At 61.8% G+C, this 15,686-nt stretch carries 10 protein-coding genes; 6 read left to right on the forward strand and 4 right to left on the reverse strand.

All coding sequences use genetic code 11. From position 1 onward, the window contains the following. From ACH2DG_RS16740 to ACH2DG_RS16755, 4 genes are all read right to left on the reverse strand, one after another. The coding region (locus tag ACH2DG_RS16740) for a M3 family metallopeptidase (protein WP_395027555.1) at positions 1 to 1,529 on the reverse strand (1,529 nt) is incomplete at its 3' end. A 202-nt stretch (positions 1,530 to 1,731) separates the two neighbouring features. Further along, a complete protein-coding gene (gene folD / locus ACH2DG_RS16745) occupies positions 1,732 to 2,580 on the reverse strand; it encodes a bifunctional methylenetetrahydrofolate dehydrogenase/methenyltetrahydrofolate cyclohydrolase FolD (protein WP_395027557.1) in 849 nt (282 codons plus the stop codon). A 108-nt stretch (positions 2,581 to 2,688) separates the two neighbouring features. After that, on the reverse strand, positions 2,689 to 3,321 hold the full coding sequence (locus tag ACH2DG_RS16750; protein ID WP_184709621.1) for a response regulator transcription factor: 633 nt from the start codon (positions 3,319 to 3,321) through the stop codon (positions 2,689 to 2,691). A 15-nt stretch (positions 3,322 to 3,336) separates the two neighbouring features. Next, positions 3,337 to 5,877, reverse strand: coding sequence for a PAS domain S-box protein (locus ACH2DG_RS16755; protein ID WP_395027559.1), 2,541 nt, complete (start codon positions 5,875 to 5,877; stop codon positions 3,337 to 3,339). Positions 5,878 to 6,085: 208 nt separating this feature from the next. Between ACH2DG_RS16755 and aceE the strand changes: the two genes are divergently transcribed. From aceE to ACH2DG_RS16785, 6 genes are all read left to right on the forward strand, one after another. Beyond that, a complete protein-coding gene (aceE, locus tag ACH2DG_RS16760) occupies positions 6,086 to 8,791 on the forward strand; it encodes a pyruvate dehydrogenase (acetyl-transferring), homodimeric type (protein ID WP_395027561.1) in 2,706 nt (901 codons plus the stop codon). 20 nt (positions 8,792 to 8,811) lie between these two features. After that, entirely contained in the window at positions 8,812 to 10,476 is a 1,665-nt protein-coding gene (gene aceF / locus ACH2DG_RS16765) for a dihydrolipoyllysine-residue acetyltransferase (protein WP_395027562.1), read from the forward strand. Positions 10,477 to 10,491: 15 nt separating this feature from the next. Then, the gene (lpdA, locus tag ACH2DG_RS16770; protein ID WP_395027564.1) at positions 10,492 to 12,351 is read left to right on the forward strand and encodes a dihydrolipoyl dehydrogenase; all 1,860 of its coding nucleotides are present in this window, start codon (positions 10,492 to 10,494) and stop codon (positions 12,349 to 12,351) included. 472 nt (positions 12,352 to 12,823) lie between these two features. Next, complete coding sequence (locus ACH2DG_RS16775) at positions 12,824 to 13,165, forward strand: FHA domain-containing protein (protein ID WP_395027566.1); 342 nt, start codon at positions 12,824 to 12,826, stop codon at positions 13,163 to 13,165. 469 nt (positions 13,166 to 13,634) lie between these two features. Then, entirely contained in the window at positions 13,635 to 14,573 is a 939-nt protein-coding gene (locus ACH2DG_RS16780; protein ID WP_395027612.1) for a tripartite tricarboxylate transporter substrate binding protein, read from the forward strand. Positions 14,574 to 14,683: 110 nt separating this feature from the next. Continuing rightward, a complete protein-coding gene (locus ACH2DG_RS16785) occupies positions 14,684 to 15,610 on the forward strand; it encodes an aminotransferase class IV (RefSeq protein WP_395027567.1) in 927 nt (308 codons plus the stop codon). The last annotated feature ends 76 nt before the right edge of the window (positions 15,611 to 15,686 follow it).

Here is a 15,686-nt window from a genome sequence, read left to right on the forward strand (position 1 = left end):
ATGTGGCGCAGCACTTCCCACTCCCAGCAGAAGTTTTCCATGAACTGGCTGGGCAACTCGACGGCATCCCACTCTACGCCGCTGATGCCTGAGACATCGCGCTCGTTCACCTGGGTGAGCATGTGGTGCAGGCCATGGCCGGTTTCGTGGAAGAGGGTGATGACATCATCGTGTGTGAGCAGCGGCGGCTTGCCATCCACGCCGGCAGCAAAATTGCATACCAGGTGGGCAATGGGCGTCTGCAACTGCCCGTTGTCAGGCCGCAGCCAGCGGGTGCGTACATCATCCATCCATGCGCCGCCGCGTTTACCGTTGCGTGCGGGCGGGTCCAGGTAGAACTGGCCTACCAGTTCGCCATTGCGCTCGATGCGGTAGAACTGCACTGCATCGTTCCACACGGGGGCCAAGTCCTGCCTGATCTGCACGCCAAAGAGGGTCTCGACGATGCGAAACAGCCCTGCCAGCACCTTGGGGGCTGGGAAGTATTGCTTCAGCTCCTGCTCGCTGAAGGCGTAGCGTGCCTCCTTCAGATGCTCGCCGATATAGCCCCAGTCCCAGGCCTGCGGGTCAGTCAGGTCCAACTCAGTACGTGCGTAGTCGCGCAAATCCTGCACATCCTTTTCGCCAAAAGGCTTGGCCTTGCTGGCCAGTTCCTGCAAGAAGTCCAGCACCTGTTGCGATGACTTGGCCATCTTGGGCGCCACGGAGAGTTCGCCAAAATTGGCGTACCCCAGCAGGTGCGCTTCTTGCTCGCGCATTTTCAGGATGTCGACCATCAGCGGCGTGTTGTCGAGCTTGGCATCGCCAAATTCGCTGGCACGGGTGGTGTAGGCGCGGTAGAGCGTCTCGCGCAGTGCGCTGCTCTTGGCAAACTGCATCACGGGCAGGTAGCTGGGAATCTTCAGGGTCAGCTTGTAGCCGTCCTTGCCGTCGGCTTCGGCAGCCGCCCGGGCTGCAGCAATCACATCCTGGGGTACACCATCCAGTTCTTCCAGCGCCGCATAGTAGGCGAATTGGTCGGTCGCATCCATGGCGTTTTCGCTGTACTTCTGGCAGGCGAGGGCGCTCTTTTCTTGCAGTGCAGCATATTCGTCGCGCGCCTTGCCCTGCAGTTCGGCGCCACCGAGCACGAAGTTGCGCATGGCGTTGTCCCAGGCCTGCTTCTGTTCTGCATTCAAGGTGGCGGGGTTGATGGCCTTGTACTTGGCGTACAGTGCCTCGTCCGAGCCCAGCTGCGTCCAGAACGCGGTGACCTTGGGCATTTCCGCGTTGTAGGCGGCGCGCAGCTCGGGCGTGTCGGCCACCGAATTGAGGTGGCCGACCATGCCCCAGGCGCGGCCGAGCTTCTCGGTCGTCACATCCAGCACCTTGGCGATTTCACTCCATTGCGCGGGAAAATCCGGCGCCGTCACCGTCTTGAGGGCCGTTTCGCTCTCGGCCAGCAACTGGTCGATGGCGGGTGCAATGTGTTCGGGTTGTACCTGGTCAAAGCGGGGCAGACCGCTGAAGTCGAGCAAAGGATTGGTCATGGTGCTGGTTAGATGGGGCGTATTGCCCTGCAATCAATGCATTATTGGCGCAATATCTGAACTACTGCTGGCGAACGGGGCATTGCCAGCCATTTGAACATGAAAAAAGCTGCTGGCGCGCAATGGGAGCACGCCAGCAGCTATCGTTTTAATAGTTTTTGACAGGCCTGTGGCGGGCTCCCGCCCGGCCCGTACGCGGGCCTCAGGCGCGCTCGGCCGACTCCAGCGTGTTGACCATGAGCATGGTGATGGTCATCGGGCCCACACCGCCGGGTACGGGGGTGATGTAGCCCGCCACTTCCTTGACGCCGTCAAAATCCACGTCGCCACACAGCTTGCCATCGGCATCGCGGTTCATTCCCACGTCGATGACCACGGCACCGGGCTTGACCATGTCGGCCGTCAGCACGCCCACCTTGCCTACGGCGGCGACCACGATGTCCGCCTGGCGTGTCATGGCCGCGAGGTCGGCCGTGCCGCTGTGGGTGATGGTCACAGTGGCATTGGCAGCCAGCAGCATCATGGCCATGGGCTTGCCCACAATGTTGGAGCGGCCGATGACCACGGCGTGCTTGCCGCGCAAGTCCTTCATGCCGATGGATTCGAGCATCTTCATGCAGCCATAGGGCGTGCAGGCCTTGAAGCCGACTTCGCCCACCATCAGCGCGCCGGCGCTGGCCACGTGAAAGCCGTCCACATCCTTCTTGGGCGAGATGGCTTCGATCACCTTGTGGTCATCAATGTGCTTGGGCAGGGGCAACTGCACCAGGATGCCGTGGATGCTTGGGTCGTTGTTGAGCGCTTCGACGCGGGCGAGCAACTCGGCCTCGGTCATGCTGGCATCGTACTTTTCCAGTACGGAGTGAAAGCCGCATTCCTCGCAGGACTTGACCTTGTTGCGCACATAGACCTGGCTGGCCTGGTTGTCGCCCACCAGGATGACGGCAAGGCCGGGCACGATCCCCCGGGCTTTGAGCTTGTCGGCGCGTGCCTTCACATCGGCACGCAGTTGTTGGGAGAGGGCCTTGCCATCGATCAGTTGAGCGGTCATGTCTGAATCCAAAATGCCAAAAGAAAATGCGCCGTACCGCAGGCGGTACAAGCGCATATAGCTATAAAAACCGTAGTTCTTTGTCCGGGCGGGAAGGCCGCTAATTTATCACGATGCCTTGGCTGGCGCTTGCGATCCCAGTGCAATCTTGAGCAGGTCGGCCACGGTATTGGCGCCCAGCTTTTCCATGATGTTGGCGCGGTGCGCCTCAACGGTCTTGATGCTGATGCCCAGGTCGTCGGCGATCTGCTTGTTCAGGCGTCCGGCCACGATGCGCTCGAGCACCTGCGATTCGCGGCTCGTCAGCTTGGCCAGCAGGGCATCGCGGCTGGCGGCCTGCTGGTGGCCTGCGAACGAATCGCGGGCCTTGTCCAGCATGCGCTCGACCAGGGAGTCCAGGTGGGCTTCGTCAAAGGGCTTCTGGATGAAGTCCATCGCGCCCTTTTTCATCGTGTCCACGGCCATCGGCACATCGCCGTGGCCGGTGATGAAGACGACTGGCAGCGGGGATTTGTTTTCGATCAGGCGATCCTGCAGTTCCAGGCCGCTCATGCCGCCCATGCGGATATCCACGATCAGACAGGCCACTTCGCGTGGGTCGTAGCGCGCCAGAAACGACTCGGCAGAGTCAAAGCAACGTACGCGGTAGTCCTTGCCCTCCAGCAGCCATTGCAGCGAATCACGAACTGCCTCGTCGTCATCCACCACGTATACCGTGCCCTTCTTCGGGATCAAGCTCATGCACAATTCCTTCTATCAGTATTGCTGTCGCGCCGGCGATTCAGCAGATTCAGCAGCACGGGCCACCGGAATCCAGAAGCTGAACTTACAACCCGTCACCTCGTTGCCATTGTAGATGTTATCGGCCTGCATCCGGCCATGGTGCGATTCCACAATCGAACGGCAAAGATTCAGGCCAATGCCCATGCCTTCGCTCTTGGTAGAGAAGAACGCCTGGAACAATCTGTCCAGAACCTCGGGTGACAGGCCGCGCCCGGTGTCTTGAACAGAAAACTCTATCACATCCGCGTCGCCAATCTTGCGGGGCACCACCCGCAATTCCACCATGCGCTGGTGCGGCGGGCGGTCTGCATTGGCAATCGACTCGGCACCGTTCTTCATCAGATTGATCAGCACCTGTTCGATCAGGATGCTGTCCACGCGGATCTGGGGCAGCCGAGCAGCCACATGGTGCGACAGGCGCACATTGTGGCGCTTGAGTTCGATGGAGCCGAGCTCTACCGCCTCGCTGACGATTTCCGCCACATCGGCGAGTTCGTGGTTGGGCTCGCTGCGCTTGACGAACGCACGGATGCGGTGGATCACCTGTCCGGCGCGCTGCGCCTGGTGGGCCGTCTTCTCCAGCGCGCCCAGCAGCGCTTCTTCGCTCAGCGTGCCGTTCTTGATGCGCGAGACCATGCCGCTGCAGTAGTTGCTGATGGCCGACAGAGGCTGGTTCAGCTCATGCGCCACGCTGGAAGCCATCTCGCCCATGGTCACCAGGCGGCTGACGGTAGCAGCTTTCTCGGCCTGGCGAGAGGCCTGTTCCTCTGCCAGGCGGCGCTGCGTGATATCGGTGGCAATCACCATCTGGGCCAGGCGCCCATCCACCCAGTTGAGGTAGCGCGAACGCACCTCCAGCCACTTGCCCAGCTCTGGAATGTAGATTTCCGCGTTGCCCGCCACGGCGGTGGTGATCTCATCGCTGGGCAGGCCCATCAGGCCGTCTTCATCGTCCAGGCTGGTGGATGCATGGTTGTTGCTGGGCAGCACACCGGCCTGCGCCACCAGTTGCAGGTGGCCCACGGTCTGCGAGCCGAACCACTGGCGGTAGAGCTTGTTGGCAAACAGCAGCTCTGCACTGCCCAGCGGCGCAACGGAGACGGATGCATCCAGCGCTTCGAGCACGATGGTGAAGCGCTCATAGGATGCGGACAGCTGTTCGCGGATACGGTTGGGCTCGGTGATGTCGGTCATCGAGGTCATCCAGCCCGTCTGGCGGCCGTGGCCGTCGATCAGCGGAGATACATAGAGCCGCGCCTCGAACATGGAGCCGTTTTTGCGCCGCACCCGCATCTGAAAACCACCAGGAAAGACCTTGCCGCTCATCTCGTCGATCAGCATGTCGTGGTAGGTGCTCTGGTCGCCTTCGGGCCAATAGGGGTAGGGCGGCATCTTGCCCACCAGCTCGCCCTCGCTCCAGCCGGTCATCTGGCAGAACGCGGCGTTCACGTAGGTGATGCGGCCCTGCAGATCGAGGGCGCGCATGCCGGTCAGCACGCTGTTTTCCATGGCGCGGCGGAAATTGGTCTCGCCCTGCAGCGCTTCCTGCGTGCGGATGCGTTTGCGTGTGTGGCGCCAGGTGGCCAGCAGCAGCCAGGCCGTCATGAAGCTGAGCACACCCACCAGCCAGAACAGGCCGTTGCTGACCAGGCCCAGCGAGGTGTGGTAGGCCTGGGCACGCAGCTTGAGGCTGTTGCCCACCGGGGCGATGGGTATCTCGTATTCGTTGGGAACGGCGCGCCAGGGCAGCAGACGCTGGGCCGCCGCGCGCGGGGCAAGCGGGGTGCCCGCAATGGTGGTGCCGTTGCCATCCTTGAGCGTGACGGCATAGCGCGCCAGTACTTCCGTGGGCGTGGCGTAGCGCAGCAGGTTGTCGATGGAAAACTCCGCCAGCAGCACACCGCCAAAACGCCCCTTCTGGCTGACGGGCACTTCCAGCAGCAGCATGGGCGAGCTACCCTTGGTAGACAGCGGCTGCGAGTACACCGGCTGCTGCAGGTCGCGCGCCATGTCGAACAGGTCGACCAGCTCCTTCTTGCTGACGACTTCATCCACGGTCAGCAGGTCTTCCGAGGCCACGCTTGGGCCGAACTGCGTGGCGCGCACCTGGCGCTTGGCGTCCAGCCAGGTCAGGGCTTGCAGTTCGGCGTACTGGCTGATCATGGTGTCGGCGCGGTCGTTGAAGCCGTTTTTGTCAATGTCCTGGTTGCCCACGTCGCGCGCCAGGCGCATCAACTGCTCCTGCCGCTCGGACAGGCGCAGGCGGATGCGCTGCTGGGCGTATTCCACGTCTCGGCGCATGGATTCGCGCTCACGCTCGAACTCTTCGATACGCAGATACCAGAAGGCCGCAACGATGGCGATAAAAAACATCACCACCGCCACCAGCGGGGCAATCGATGCATAGCGATCCTGTCGCGCGGGCGACAAACCCTTCCACCAGGTGCGCCACATCTGGACCAGGCTGGGGCGGCTGTTTTCCGTTTCGGCGACGGAACTCTCATTCGGATTCATGGCCCAGAGTGTAGACGAGGGGGAGCCAAACCACCGTCTGAAACTGGCGTATCGTGGTACATGTGCCAGCGCAAACGCCCGTCAATTGTGCGTTTGCAGCATTTTTTCATAATATAAAAACGAAGACCGCTATTTGAAATACTCAAAAAATGTGAGAAACTCTGGCACAGTCATTCGTAGTAGTTCAGTCAATAAGGAGACGCCTAGCATGTCCGAGCCATCCGAACAAAAGCCTGTCAACGGCACCACCCGAACCGACAACCTAGAAACCCGCGAGTGGATGGATGCGCTGTCCGCAGTGATCGATCGCGAAGGCGCGGAATACGCCCACTCCCTGATTGAACAACTGCTGGAACATGCACGCCAGAACAGCGTGGATCTGCCGTTTTCTGCCAATACCGGCTACGTCAATACCATCGAGCCCGAGCAGGAAGCCCGCAGCCCCGGCAATCTCGAGATCGAACAGCGCCTGCGCGCCTACATGCGCTGGAACGCGATGGCCATGGTCGTCAAGGCCAACCGCATCCACCCGCCCGAAGGCGGCGACCTGGGCGGCCACATCGGCTCCTTCGCATCGCTGGCCAGCATGTTTGGTGCCGGCTTCAACCATTTCTGGCATGCCGAGAGCGAAAACCATGGCGGCGACTGCCTCTACATCCAGGGCCACGTCTCGCCCGGCATCTATGCCCGTGCCTATCTGGAAGGCCGCATCTCCGAAGAGCAACTGCTGAACTTCCGCCAGGAAGTGGACGGCAAGGGCCTCTCCAGTTATCCGCACCCCAAGCTGATGCCTGATTTCTGGCAGTTCCCCACTGTCTCGATGGGCCTGGGCCCGCTGATGGCGATCTACCAGGCGCGTTTCCTGAAGTACCTGCACGCCCGTGGAATTGCCAACACCGAAAACCGCAAGGTCTGGGTGTTCTGCGGCGACGGCGAGATGGACGAAGTCGAATCCCTGGGCGCAATCGGCCTGGCCGCGCGTGAAAACCTGGACAACCTCGTTTTCGTCATCAACTGCAACCTGCAGCGCCTTGACGGCCCTGTGCGCGGCAACGGCAAGATCATCCAGGAGTTGGAAGGCGAATTCCGTGGCGCCGGCTGGAACGTCGTCAAGCTGATCTGGGGCAAGGGCTGGGATACCTTGCTTGCCAAGGATCACGATGGCGCGCTGCGCAAGATCATGATGGAATGCAACGACGGCGACTACCAGGCCTTCAAGGCCAACGACGGCGCTTACGTCCGCAAGAACTTCTTTGGCCGCGATCCACGCACGCTGAAGATGGTTGAACACATGAGCGATGACGAGATCTGGAACCTGCAGCGCGGCGGCCATGACTCCCAAAAGGTCTACGCGGCCTTCCACGCGGCACAGAACCACCAGGGTCAGCCCACTGTACTGCTCGTCAAGACCGTCAAGGGCTTTGGCATGGGCAAGGTTGGCGAAGGCAAGAACAATGTCCACCAGACCAAGAAGCTGGCTGACGAGGACATCAAGGCCTTCCGCGACCGTTTCAACATCCCGATTCCGGACAGCCAGATCGCCGACCTGCCGTTCTACAAGCCGGCCGATGACACGCCGGAAATGAAGTACCTGCACGAGCGCCGCAAGGCCCTGGGCGGCTACCTGCCCCAGCGCCGCGCCAAGGCCGACGAGCAGTTCACCGTGCCTTCGCTCGACACCTTCAAGGCCGTGCTGGAGCCCACGCCGGAAGGCCGCGAAATCTCGACCACGCAGGCCTATGTGCGCTTCCTCACGCAACTGCTGCGCGACAAGGAAGTCGGCCCCCGCGTGGTGCCCATTCTGGTGGACGAGGCCCGTACCTTCGGTATGGAAGGTCTGTTCCGCCAGATCGGCATCTACAACCCGCATGGCCAGCAGTACACCCCGGTCGACAAGGACCAGGTGATGTACTACAAGGAAGACACCAAGGGCCAGATCCTGCAGGAAGGCATCAACGAAGCGGGCGGCATGTCCAGCTGGATTGCAGCAGCAACCAGCTACAGCCACAGCAACCGCATCATGATTCCGTTCTACATCTATTACTCGATGTTCGGATTCCAGCGCATTGGTGACCTGGCCTGGGCGGCAGGCGATCTGCAGGCGCGCGGCTTCCTGCTGGGCGGCACCTCGGGCCGCACCACGCTGAACGGCGAAGGCCTGCAGCACGAAGACGGCCACAGCCACATCCTGGCAGGCACCATTCCCAACTGCATCAGCTACGACCCGACCTTTGCCCACGAAGTGGCCGTGATCATGCAGGATGGCCTGCGCCGCATGGTGCAGAACCAGGAAAACGTCTTCTACTACCTGACGCTGCTGAACGAAAACTACGCCATGCCAGGCCTGACGCCCGGCACCGAGGAAAAGATCCTCAAGGGCATGTACCTGTGCAAGTCGGGTGGCAAGGGCGAGCAGCGCGTGCAGCTGCTGGGCTCGGGCACCATCCTGCGTGAATCCTTCTTCGCCCAGGAACTGCTGGCGCAGGACTGGGGCATTGCCGCCGACGTGTGGAGCTGCCCATCGTTCAACGAACTCACCCGCGACGGCCAGGATGCCGAGCGCTGGAACATGCTGCACCCGACCGAAGCGCCCAAGGTGGCTTTCGTGACGGCAGAGCTGGCCGGCAGCACCGGTCCAGTGATCGCTTCGACCGACTACATGAAGTCGTACGCCGAGCAGATCCGTCCGTTTATCCCTGCTGGCCGCAGCTTCAAGGTGCTGGGCACCGACGGCTTTGGCCGCTCGGACTTCCGTCGCAAGCTGCGCGAGCATTTCGAAATCGACCGCCACTACATCGTCGTGGCAGCCCTGAAGGCGCTGGCCGATGAAGGCAAGCTGCCTGCACAGAAGGTGGCCGATGCGATTGCCAAGTACGGCATCAACGCCGACAAGATCAACCCGCTCTACGCTTAAAGCCGCCAGGAGACAACACAATGGCATTGATTGACATTCAAGTTCCCGATATTGGTGACTTTGCAGAAGTGGGCGTGATCGAGCTGCTCGTCAAGCCCGGCGACACCGTCGCCAAGGACCAGTCGCTGATCACCGTCGAGTCCGACAAGGCGTCGATGGAGATTCCGTCCAGCCACGCAGGCGTGGTCAAGGAAATCCTCGTCAAGATCGGCGACAAGGTTGCCGAAGGCTCGGTCATCATCAAGATGGAAGCAGCGGATGGCGCTGCAGCTCCTGCGCCCGCCGCGGCCGCCCCTGCGGCAGCCGCCCAGGCTCCGGCAGCGGCACCTGCGCAGGCTGCACCGGCCCCCGCACCCGCAGCAGCACCTGCCGCTTCCGGCCCCCTCAACGTCAATGTCCCCGACATTGGCGACTTCAAGGACGTGGCCGTGATCGAGCTGCTGGTGAAGGTGGGCGACACCGTCACCAAGGAGCAATCGCTCTTCACCGTGGAATCCGACAAGGCTTCGATGGAAATCCCATCGCCCGCCGCTGGCGTGGTCAAGGAGCTCAAGGTCAAGATCGGCGACAAGGTCAATGTAGGCGATCTGGTGGCCGTTCTGGAAGGAAGCGTGGCTGCTGCGCCTGCAGCATCTGCCGCGCCTGTGCAGGCAGCTCCTCAGGCCGCCGCACCGGCGCCTGCATCTGCGGCGCCTGCCAGTGCGGCTCCCGTTGCCGCCGTGCCCGCACACAACCCCACCGTGGCGCCCACCGGCAGCCTGCCGTACGCGTCGCCATCGGTGCGCAAGTTTGCGCGCGAACTGGGGGTGCCGCTGGAGGAGGTCAAGGGTTCGGGCAACAAGGGCCGCATCACGGCGGACGACGTGCAGAACTTCACCAAGCAGGTGATGACCGGTGCCGTGCAGACCAAGGCCCAGGCCGCCAAGGCGCCTGCCGGTGGCGCTGGCGTAGGCATGGACCTGCTGCCATGGCCGAAGGTGGATTTCAGCAAGTTCGGCGCCGTGGAGCGCAAGGACTTGTCGCGCATCAAGAAAATCTCGGGCGCCAACCTGCACCGCAACTGGGTCATGATCCCGCACGTCACCAACAACGACGAAGCGGACATCACCGAACTCGAAGCCTTCCGCGTCTCCACCAACAAGGAGAACGAGAAGAGCGGCGTCAAGGTCACCATGCTGGCCTTCGTCATCAAGGCGCTGGTTGCTGCACTCAAGAAATTCCCTGAGTTCAACACCAGCCTGGACGGCGATACGCTCGTCTACAAGCAGTACTTCAACATTGGCTTTGCCGCTGACACGCCCAATGGCCTGGTCGTGCCGGTGCTCAAGGATGCCGACAAGAAGGGCATCATCCAGATCAGCGCAGAAATGGGCGAGCTGGCCAAGAAGGCGCGCGACGGCAAGCTGGGCGCGGCCGACATGCAAGGCGGCTGCATCTCCATCTCGTCGCTGGGCGGCATTGGCGGCACGCACTTCACACCTATCGTGAACGCGCCGGAAGTGGCCATCCTGGGCCTGTCCAAATCGGCCATCAAGCCGGTGTGGGACGGCAAGCAGTTCGTGCCGCGCCTGATGCTGCCACTGTCGCTGTCGTACGACCACCGCGTCATCGACGGCGCCTCTGCCGCACGCTTCAATGCCTATCTGGGCCAGGTGCTGGCGGATTACCGCCGCATCATCCTGTAATCGGAGACGCACACTATGGCAATCGTAGATATCAAAGTCCCCGACATTGGTGATTTCGCTGAAGTGGGCGTGATCGAGCTGCTGGTCAAGCCTGGCGATACCATTGCCAAGGACCAGTCGCTGATCACCGTCGAGTCCGACAAGGCTTCGATGGAAATTCCGTCGAGCCATGCTGGCGTGGTCAAGGAGCTGAAAGTCAAGATCGGCGACAAGGTCGCCGAAGGCTCGGTGATCCTGTCGCTGGAAGCAGCGGAGGGTGCCGCATCGACCCCCGCTCCCAGTGCCGCGCCAGCTACTGCACCCGCAGCATCTGCATCACAACAAGCTCCAGCGCCCGCAGCGCAAGCGCCTGCTGCTCCTGCTCCAATAGCAAGCAACTACAGCGGCCAGGTCGACGAAGACTGCGACGTGGTGGTGCTGGGCGGTGGCCCTGGCGGCTACTCTGCCGCTTTCCGAGCGGCAGACCTGGGTCTGAAGGTCGTTCTGATCGAGCGCTACAAGACGCTGGGCGGCGTATGCCTGAACGTGGGCTGCATTCCTTCCAAGGCGCTCTTGCACGTGGCAGCCGTGATGGACGAAGTCAGCCACCTCGCTGCGCTGGGCATCGACTATGGCGGCGCCCCCAAGGTCAATATCGACACCTTGCGTGGTCACAAGGAAAAAGTCATCGGCAAGCTGACCGGCGGCCTCGCAGGCATGGCCAAGATGCGCAAGGTCACCATCGTGCGCGGCTATGGCAATTTCGTGAGCGCCAACCACATCGAAGTGCAGGAAACTTCGGGCGATGCCCAGGAGAAGACCGGCGCCAAGAAGGTCGTGCAGTTCAAGAAGGCCATCATCGCAGCGGGCTCCGAGGCTGTGCATCTGCCTTTCCTGCCCAAGGACGAACGCATTGTCGACTCGACTGGCGCGCTGGCCTTGAAGAGCGTGCCCAAGCGCATGCTGATTCTGGGCGGTGGCATCATCGGCCTGGAAATGGGTACCGTCTACAGCACGCTGGGCGCACGCCTGGATGTGGTGGAAATGATGGACGGCCTGATGCAGGGCGCCGACCGCGATCTGGTCAAGGTCTGGCAGAAAATGAATGCGCCGCGCTTTGACAACATCATGGTCAACACCAAGACCGTGGGTGCCGAGGCCACGCCCGAAGGCATCAAGGTCAGCTTCGAGCCCGCCAAGGACGGCGTTACCGTGCCCGAGCCCCAGGTGTACGACCTAGTGCTGCAGGCCGTGGGCCGCACACCCAATGGCAAGAAGATCGGCGCCGAAGCCGCTGGCGTGTCCGTCACTGACCGTGGTTTCATCAATGTCGACATCCAGATGCGCACCAACGTGCCCAACATCTTCGCGATCGGCGACATCGTGGGTCAGCCCATGCTGGCACACAAGGCCGTGCATGAAGCGCACGTGGCTGCCGAAGTCATCGCCGGTGAACTGCAGGGCAACAAGGAGCTGGCCTCAGCCGCCTTCAATGCCCGCGTGATCCCGAGCGTGGCCTATACCGACCCCGAAGTGGCGTGGGTGGGTCTGACCGAGGACCAGGCCAAGGCACAGGGCATCAAGGTCAAGAAGGGCCTGTTTCCCTGGGCAGCCTCGGGCCGCGCCATTGCCAATGGCCGCGACGAAGGCTTCACCAAGCTGCTGTTTGATGATTCGCCAGAGGCCCATGGCCACGGCAGGATTCTGGGCGGTGGCATCGTCGGCACGCATGCTGGCGACATGATTGGTGAAATCGCCCTGGCCATCGAAATGGGTGCAGATACCGTGGACATCGGCAAGACCATCCATCCACACCCCACGCTGGGCGAAAGCATCGGCATGGCGGCAGAAGTGGCGCACGGCACCTGCACGGACGTTCCGCCAGCCCGCAAGTAAATCTGCGGATTTGCTTTGGTGCGAGGGCAGCCTTCGGGCTGCCTTTTTTATGGCTGTTGTGGCTGAAACTGAAGGCACGGTATAGGCAACGCTGCTAGGCAGAGAGAAATCCTGTTGCCGTAGGCCTGCAGCGCGCCTTTGTGCTGCAGGCTCGCCACTGGCAACAGTCAGGCTTTGCGTGCTTTTGATAAGAGGTTACTGAGATGCGATGAGCCGCTGCCGATCGAACGGGCCGCATGGGCGCGTTTGCTATTGTTCTCAATCAAAACCACCGGATTGTCGGACAATTACGTTCAGTTTCTTATTGAAGAGTTGCCGACGCAACCTTTGGTGCTATAGGCCCCGCATTGTTGTGCTTCTGCACTTTCCATGCATCTCAGGCTTCGTATTCGACCGCAGGTCCATTTATCTGAACGTGTTAGCACCTCTGAGGTCATGCTATTGGCTTTGATTGCTTGATAGAGGTTTTAACATGCTTCCCAAAATCCAGATCAGTTCACGCTCCCGGGTTTCTCCAGGCTCCCTCACGCTGGGAAAGGGAAGTACGTTGATCGGCCGAGGCCAAAGCTGCCGAATTGTCCTGGAAGATCCCAGCGTAAGCCGTGACCATGGTGCCTTCACCTACTACCTGGGTATTCTGACGGTGGAAGACCATGACAGCGCCAATGGCACGTTTGTGAACGGCGTGCGCGTCAAGCGGCAGGTTCTGTATGCCGGTGACCGCGTTGCAGTGGGCGAGTTCAAGATCGTTGTCACCAGCGGGTCTGAGCTTGCAGGCCGCCACGACGTCCGCTCCTCTTTGATCGCCTCCTGAGGTAACAAGTCCGCTTGGCCGGGGCAGGAAAATCACAGGCCGGAAAGTTGTTGCTGAGGCACCCATTCACGGCTCATCACTGCTGCCGTAACGCTGCGGGGGTGACCTGAGTGGTGCGCAAAGAACCCATCCGGGATACAACCAGCGTCCAACACCCAAACAACAGCATTTTGCACATGGCGGAAACACGCTGCTGGTCAATTTTCGATTGATCCATCCTCTGCGGCAGACAAAGACATGGTACAGATAGGGTGCCTGTCGTTATCTAGGAGACAGGACTCTTGGGTGCGAGTGCAGAGGATCGGCGAAGATCAGGGTCGTTTCGAGCATACCGCTGCATTTCCTCTCTCTGTTGCCCAGTCATTGGGATGCGGCCTTCCTTGCCTATTGGCCACTGGAGACACGCACCATGAAAAAGCCCACCGCCTTTACGCGCCTGCGCCCCTCTGCATCCCTGCTTGCCGTTGCCATGCTGGCGACGGGCGCCTCGCCCGCATTGGCGGCCTATCCGGACAAACCGATCAAGCTCATCGTGCCGTTTCCGCCTGGCCAGGCAACCGATATCTTCGCCCGAGCCCTCGCGGAGAAGTTGGGCCAGAAGCTCGGCCAGCCGCTGGTGGTGGAAAACAAGGCCGGTGCCGGCAGCAATATCGGTACCGAGCAGGTGGTGCGCAGTGCCCCCGATGGCTACACCCTGCTGGTGGCCGGCAGCGCCATGGCGGTGAACCAGACGCTGTACAAAAAGGTGAACTTTGACCCGCGCGTCGACCTGGTCGGCATCACGCTGGTTGCCAAGGTGCCCCTGGTCTTTCTGGCCAACCCGGCCACCGGCATCAAGACCATGAATGACCTGGTGGCCAGGGCCCGTGCCGAGCCGGGCAAGCTCAGCTACGCCAGTGCCGGCATCGGGGGTACCCAGCACCTGAGCGCAGAAATGGTGAAGGCGCGCGCCAAATTGCAGCTGGAGCACATTCCCTACAAGGGCAGTGGCCCGGCGCAGGCTGATTTTCTGGGCAACCAGGTGCCGCTGATGGTGGACTCGGTCACCGCCGCGCTTGCCAATATCCAGGCAGGCAAGGCCGTGCCACTGGGGGTGACGTCGGCAACGCGGTCAAGCCAGCTGCCGGATGTGCCTACGATCGCAGAATCCGGCCTGCCCGAGTTCAAGGGTTTTGAAGCCGTGGGCTGGCTGGGCCTGATGGCCCCCAAAAGCACGCCGCAGGCCGTTGTGGACAGGCTGAATGAGGAAACCGTGGCCATCCTGCGCAGCGCCGATATGCAGAAGTTCATCCGCGACCGAGGCTCGGAGCCTGCTCCCACCACGCCCGCAGAGATGGATCGCTTTGTGGCGAGCGAGATGGTGGAGTGGGGCCGGGCGGTCAAGCAGTCGGGGGCAACGGCAGAGTAAATTTCTGATAGTTCTCAAGGTGCCAAGCCCTGGTGCACCCAAGGCGACAGCCATGCCATGCAGCCGGGCCTAAGCTGGTCCTTTGCCATGTTCACTTCATGAGGTTTGCCATGACGCTTCCAACCCCGCCTGCCGCATCCAGCCTGGACGGCGGTTGTGCCTTTGCCGAGGGTGCCTATGTACCGCTGTCCGAAGCCAAGGTTTCGCTGTTCGATTGGGGCTTTACCCGCTCGGACGTGACCTATGACGTGGTGGGCGTGTGGCAGGGCGCTTTCTTTCGCCTGGATGCGCATATTGACCGGTTCTTTGCCAGCATGCAGGCGTTGCGCATGCAGATTCCATACGACAAGGCGCAGGTGCGCGCCATCCTGCACGGCTGCGTGCGCGCCGCCGGCCTGCAAAGCGCCTATGTGGGCATGGTGTGTACGCGCGGAGTGGCGCCCAAGGGCGTGCGCGATCCGCGTCTGGCGGAAAACCGTTTCTACGCCTACGCCTTGCCGTACGTATGGATTGCCAGCCCCGAAAAGCAGAAGCAGGGTCTGGATCTGCATATCAGCCAGCGCGTGCGCATCGCCCCCGAGTCGGTAGACCCCACGGTCAAGAACTACCACTGGCTCGATCTGGTGCAGTCGCTGTTTGATGCCTACGACGGCGGGCACGACACCAGCTGCGTGGTGGATGGTGCGGGCCACATTGCCGAAGGGCCGGGCTTCAACCTTTTCATGGTCAAGAATGGGGTCGTGAGCACTCCGGCGCGCGGCGTTCTGATGGGCATATCGCGCCAGACGGCGCTGGAGCTGTGCCAGCGCCTGGGCATTACCGCGCATGCCCAGCCGGTGACGCAGGAGGCGCTGCGCACGGCAGACGAGGTGTTCATCACCTCCACGGCTGGCGGCGTCATGCCCATCTCCAAGATCGACGGGGTGGCGCTCACCGGTTTGCCCGGCCCTGGCCCCGTCACCCAGCGGCTGCAGGATGCCTACTGGGCCATGCATGACGAGGCCGCCTACCGCGACCCCGTGGACTACAGCCGCTGAGAGCGGCCCAACTGGCCCAGGCAGCCAGCAAATGACCCGCCCGGCCAGCGCAGACATGGACGGGGCAGGGAGACTA

The organism is Comamonas odontotermitis, from assembly GCF_040396735.1.
Classification (GTDB): Bacteria; Pseudomonadota; Gammaproteobacteria; order Burkholderiales; family Burkholderiaceae_C; genus Comamonas; species Comamonas odontotermitis_C.

Bases quoted from the DNA above. Each gene is read 5' to 3' on its own strand.
- lpdA (WP_395027564.1), top strand. From the start codon at position 10,492: ATGGCAATCGTAGATATCAAAGTCCCCGACATTGGTGATTTCGCTGAA.
- ACH2DG_RS16750 (WP_184709621.1), bottom strand. From the start codon at position 3,321: ATGAGCTTGATCCCGAAGAAGGGCACGGTATACGTGGTGGATGACGAC.
- aceE (WP_395027561.1), top strand. From the start codon at position 6,086: ATGTCCGAGCCATCCGAACAAAAGCCTGTCAACGGCACCACCCGAACC.
- ACH2DG_RS16775 (WP_395027566.1), top strand. From the start codon at position 12,824: ATGCTTCCCAAAATCCAGATCAGTTCACGCTCCCGGGTTTCTCCAGGC.
- ACH2DG_RS16785 (WP_395027567.1), top strand. From the start codon at position 14,684: ATGACGCTTCCAACCCCGCCTGCCGCATCCAGCCTGGACGGCGGTTGT.
- ACH2DG_RS16755 (WP_395027559.1), bottom strand. From the start codon at position 5,877: ATGAATCCGAATGAGAGTTCCGTCGCCGAAACGGAAAACAGCCGCCCC.
- aceF (WP_395027562.1), top strand. From the start codon at position 8,812: ATGGCATTGATTGACATTCAAGTTCCCGATATTGGTGACTTTGCAGAA.
- ACH2DG_RS16780 (WP_395027612.1), top strand. From the start codon at position 13,635: ATGCTGGCGACGGGCGCCTCGCCCGCATTGGCGGCCTATCCGGACAAA.
- folD (WP_395027557.1), bottom strand. From the start codon at position 2,580: ATGACCGCTCAACTGATCGATGGCAAGGCCCTCTCCCAACAACTGCGT.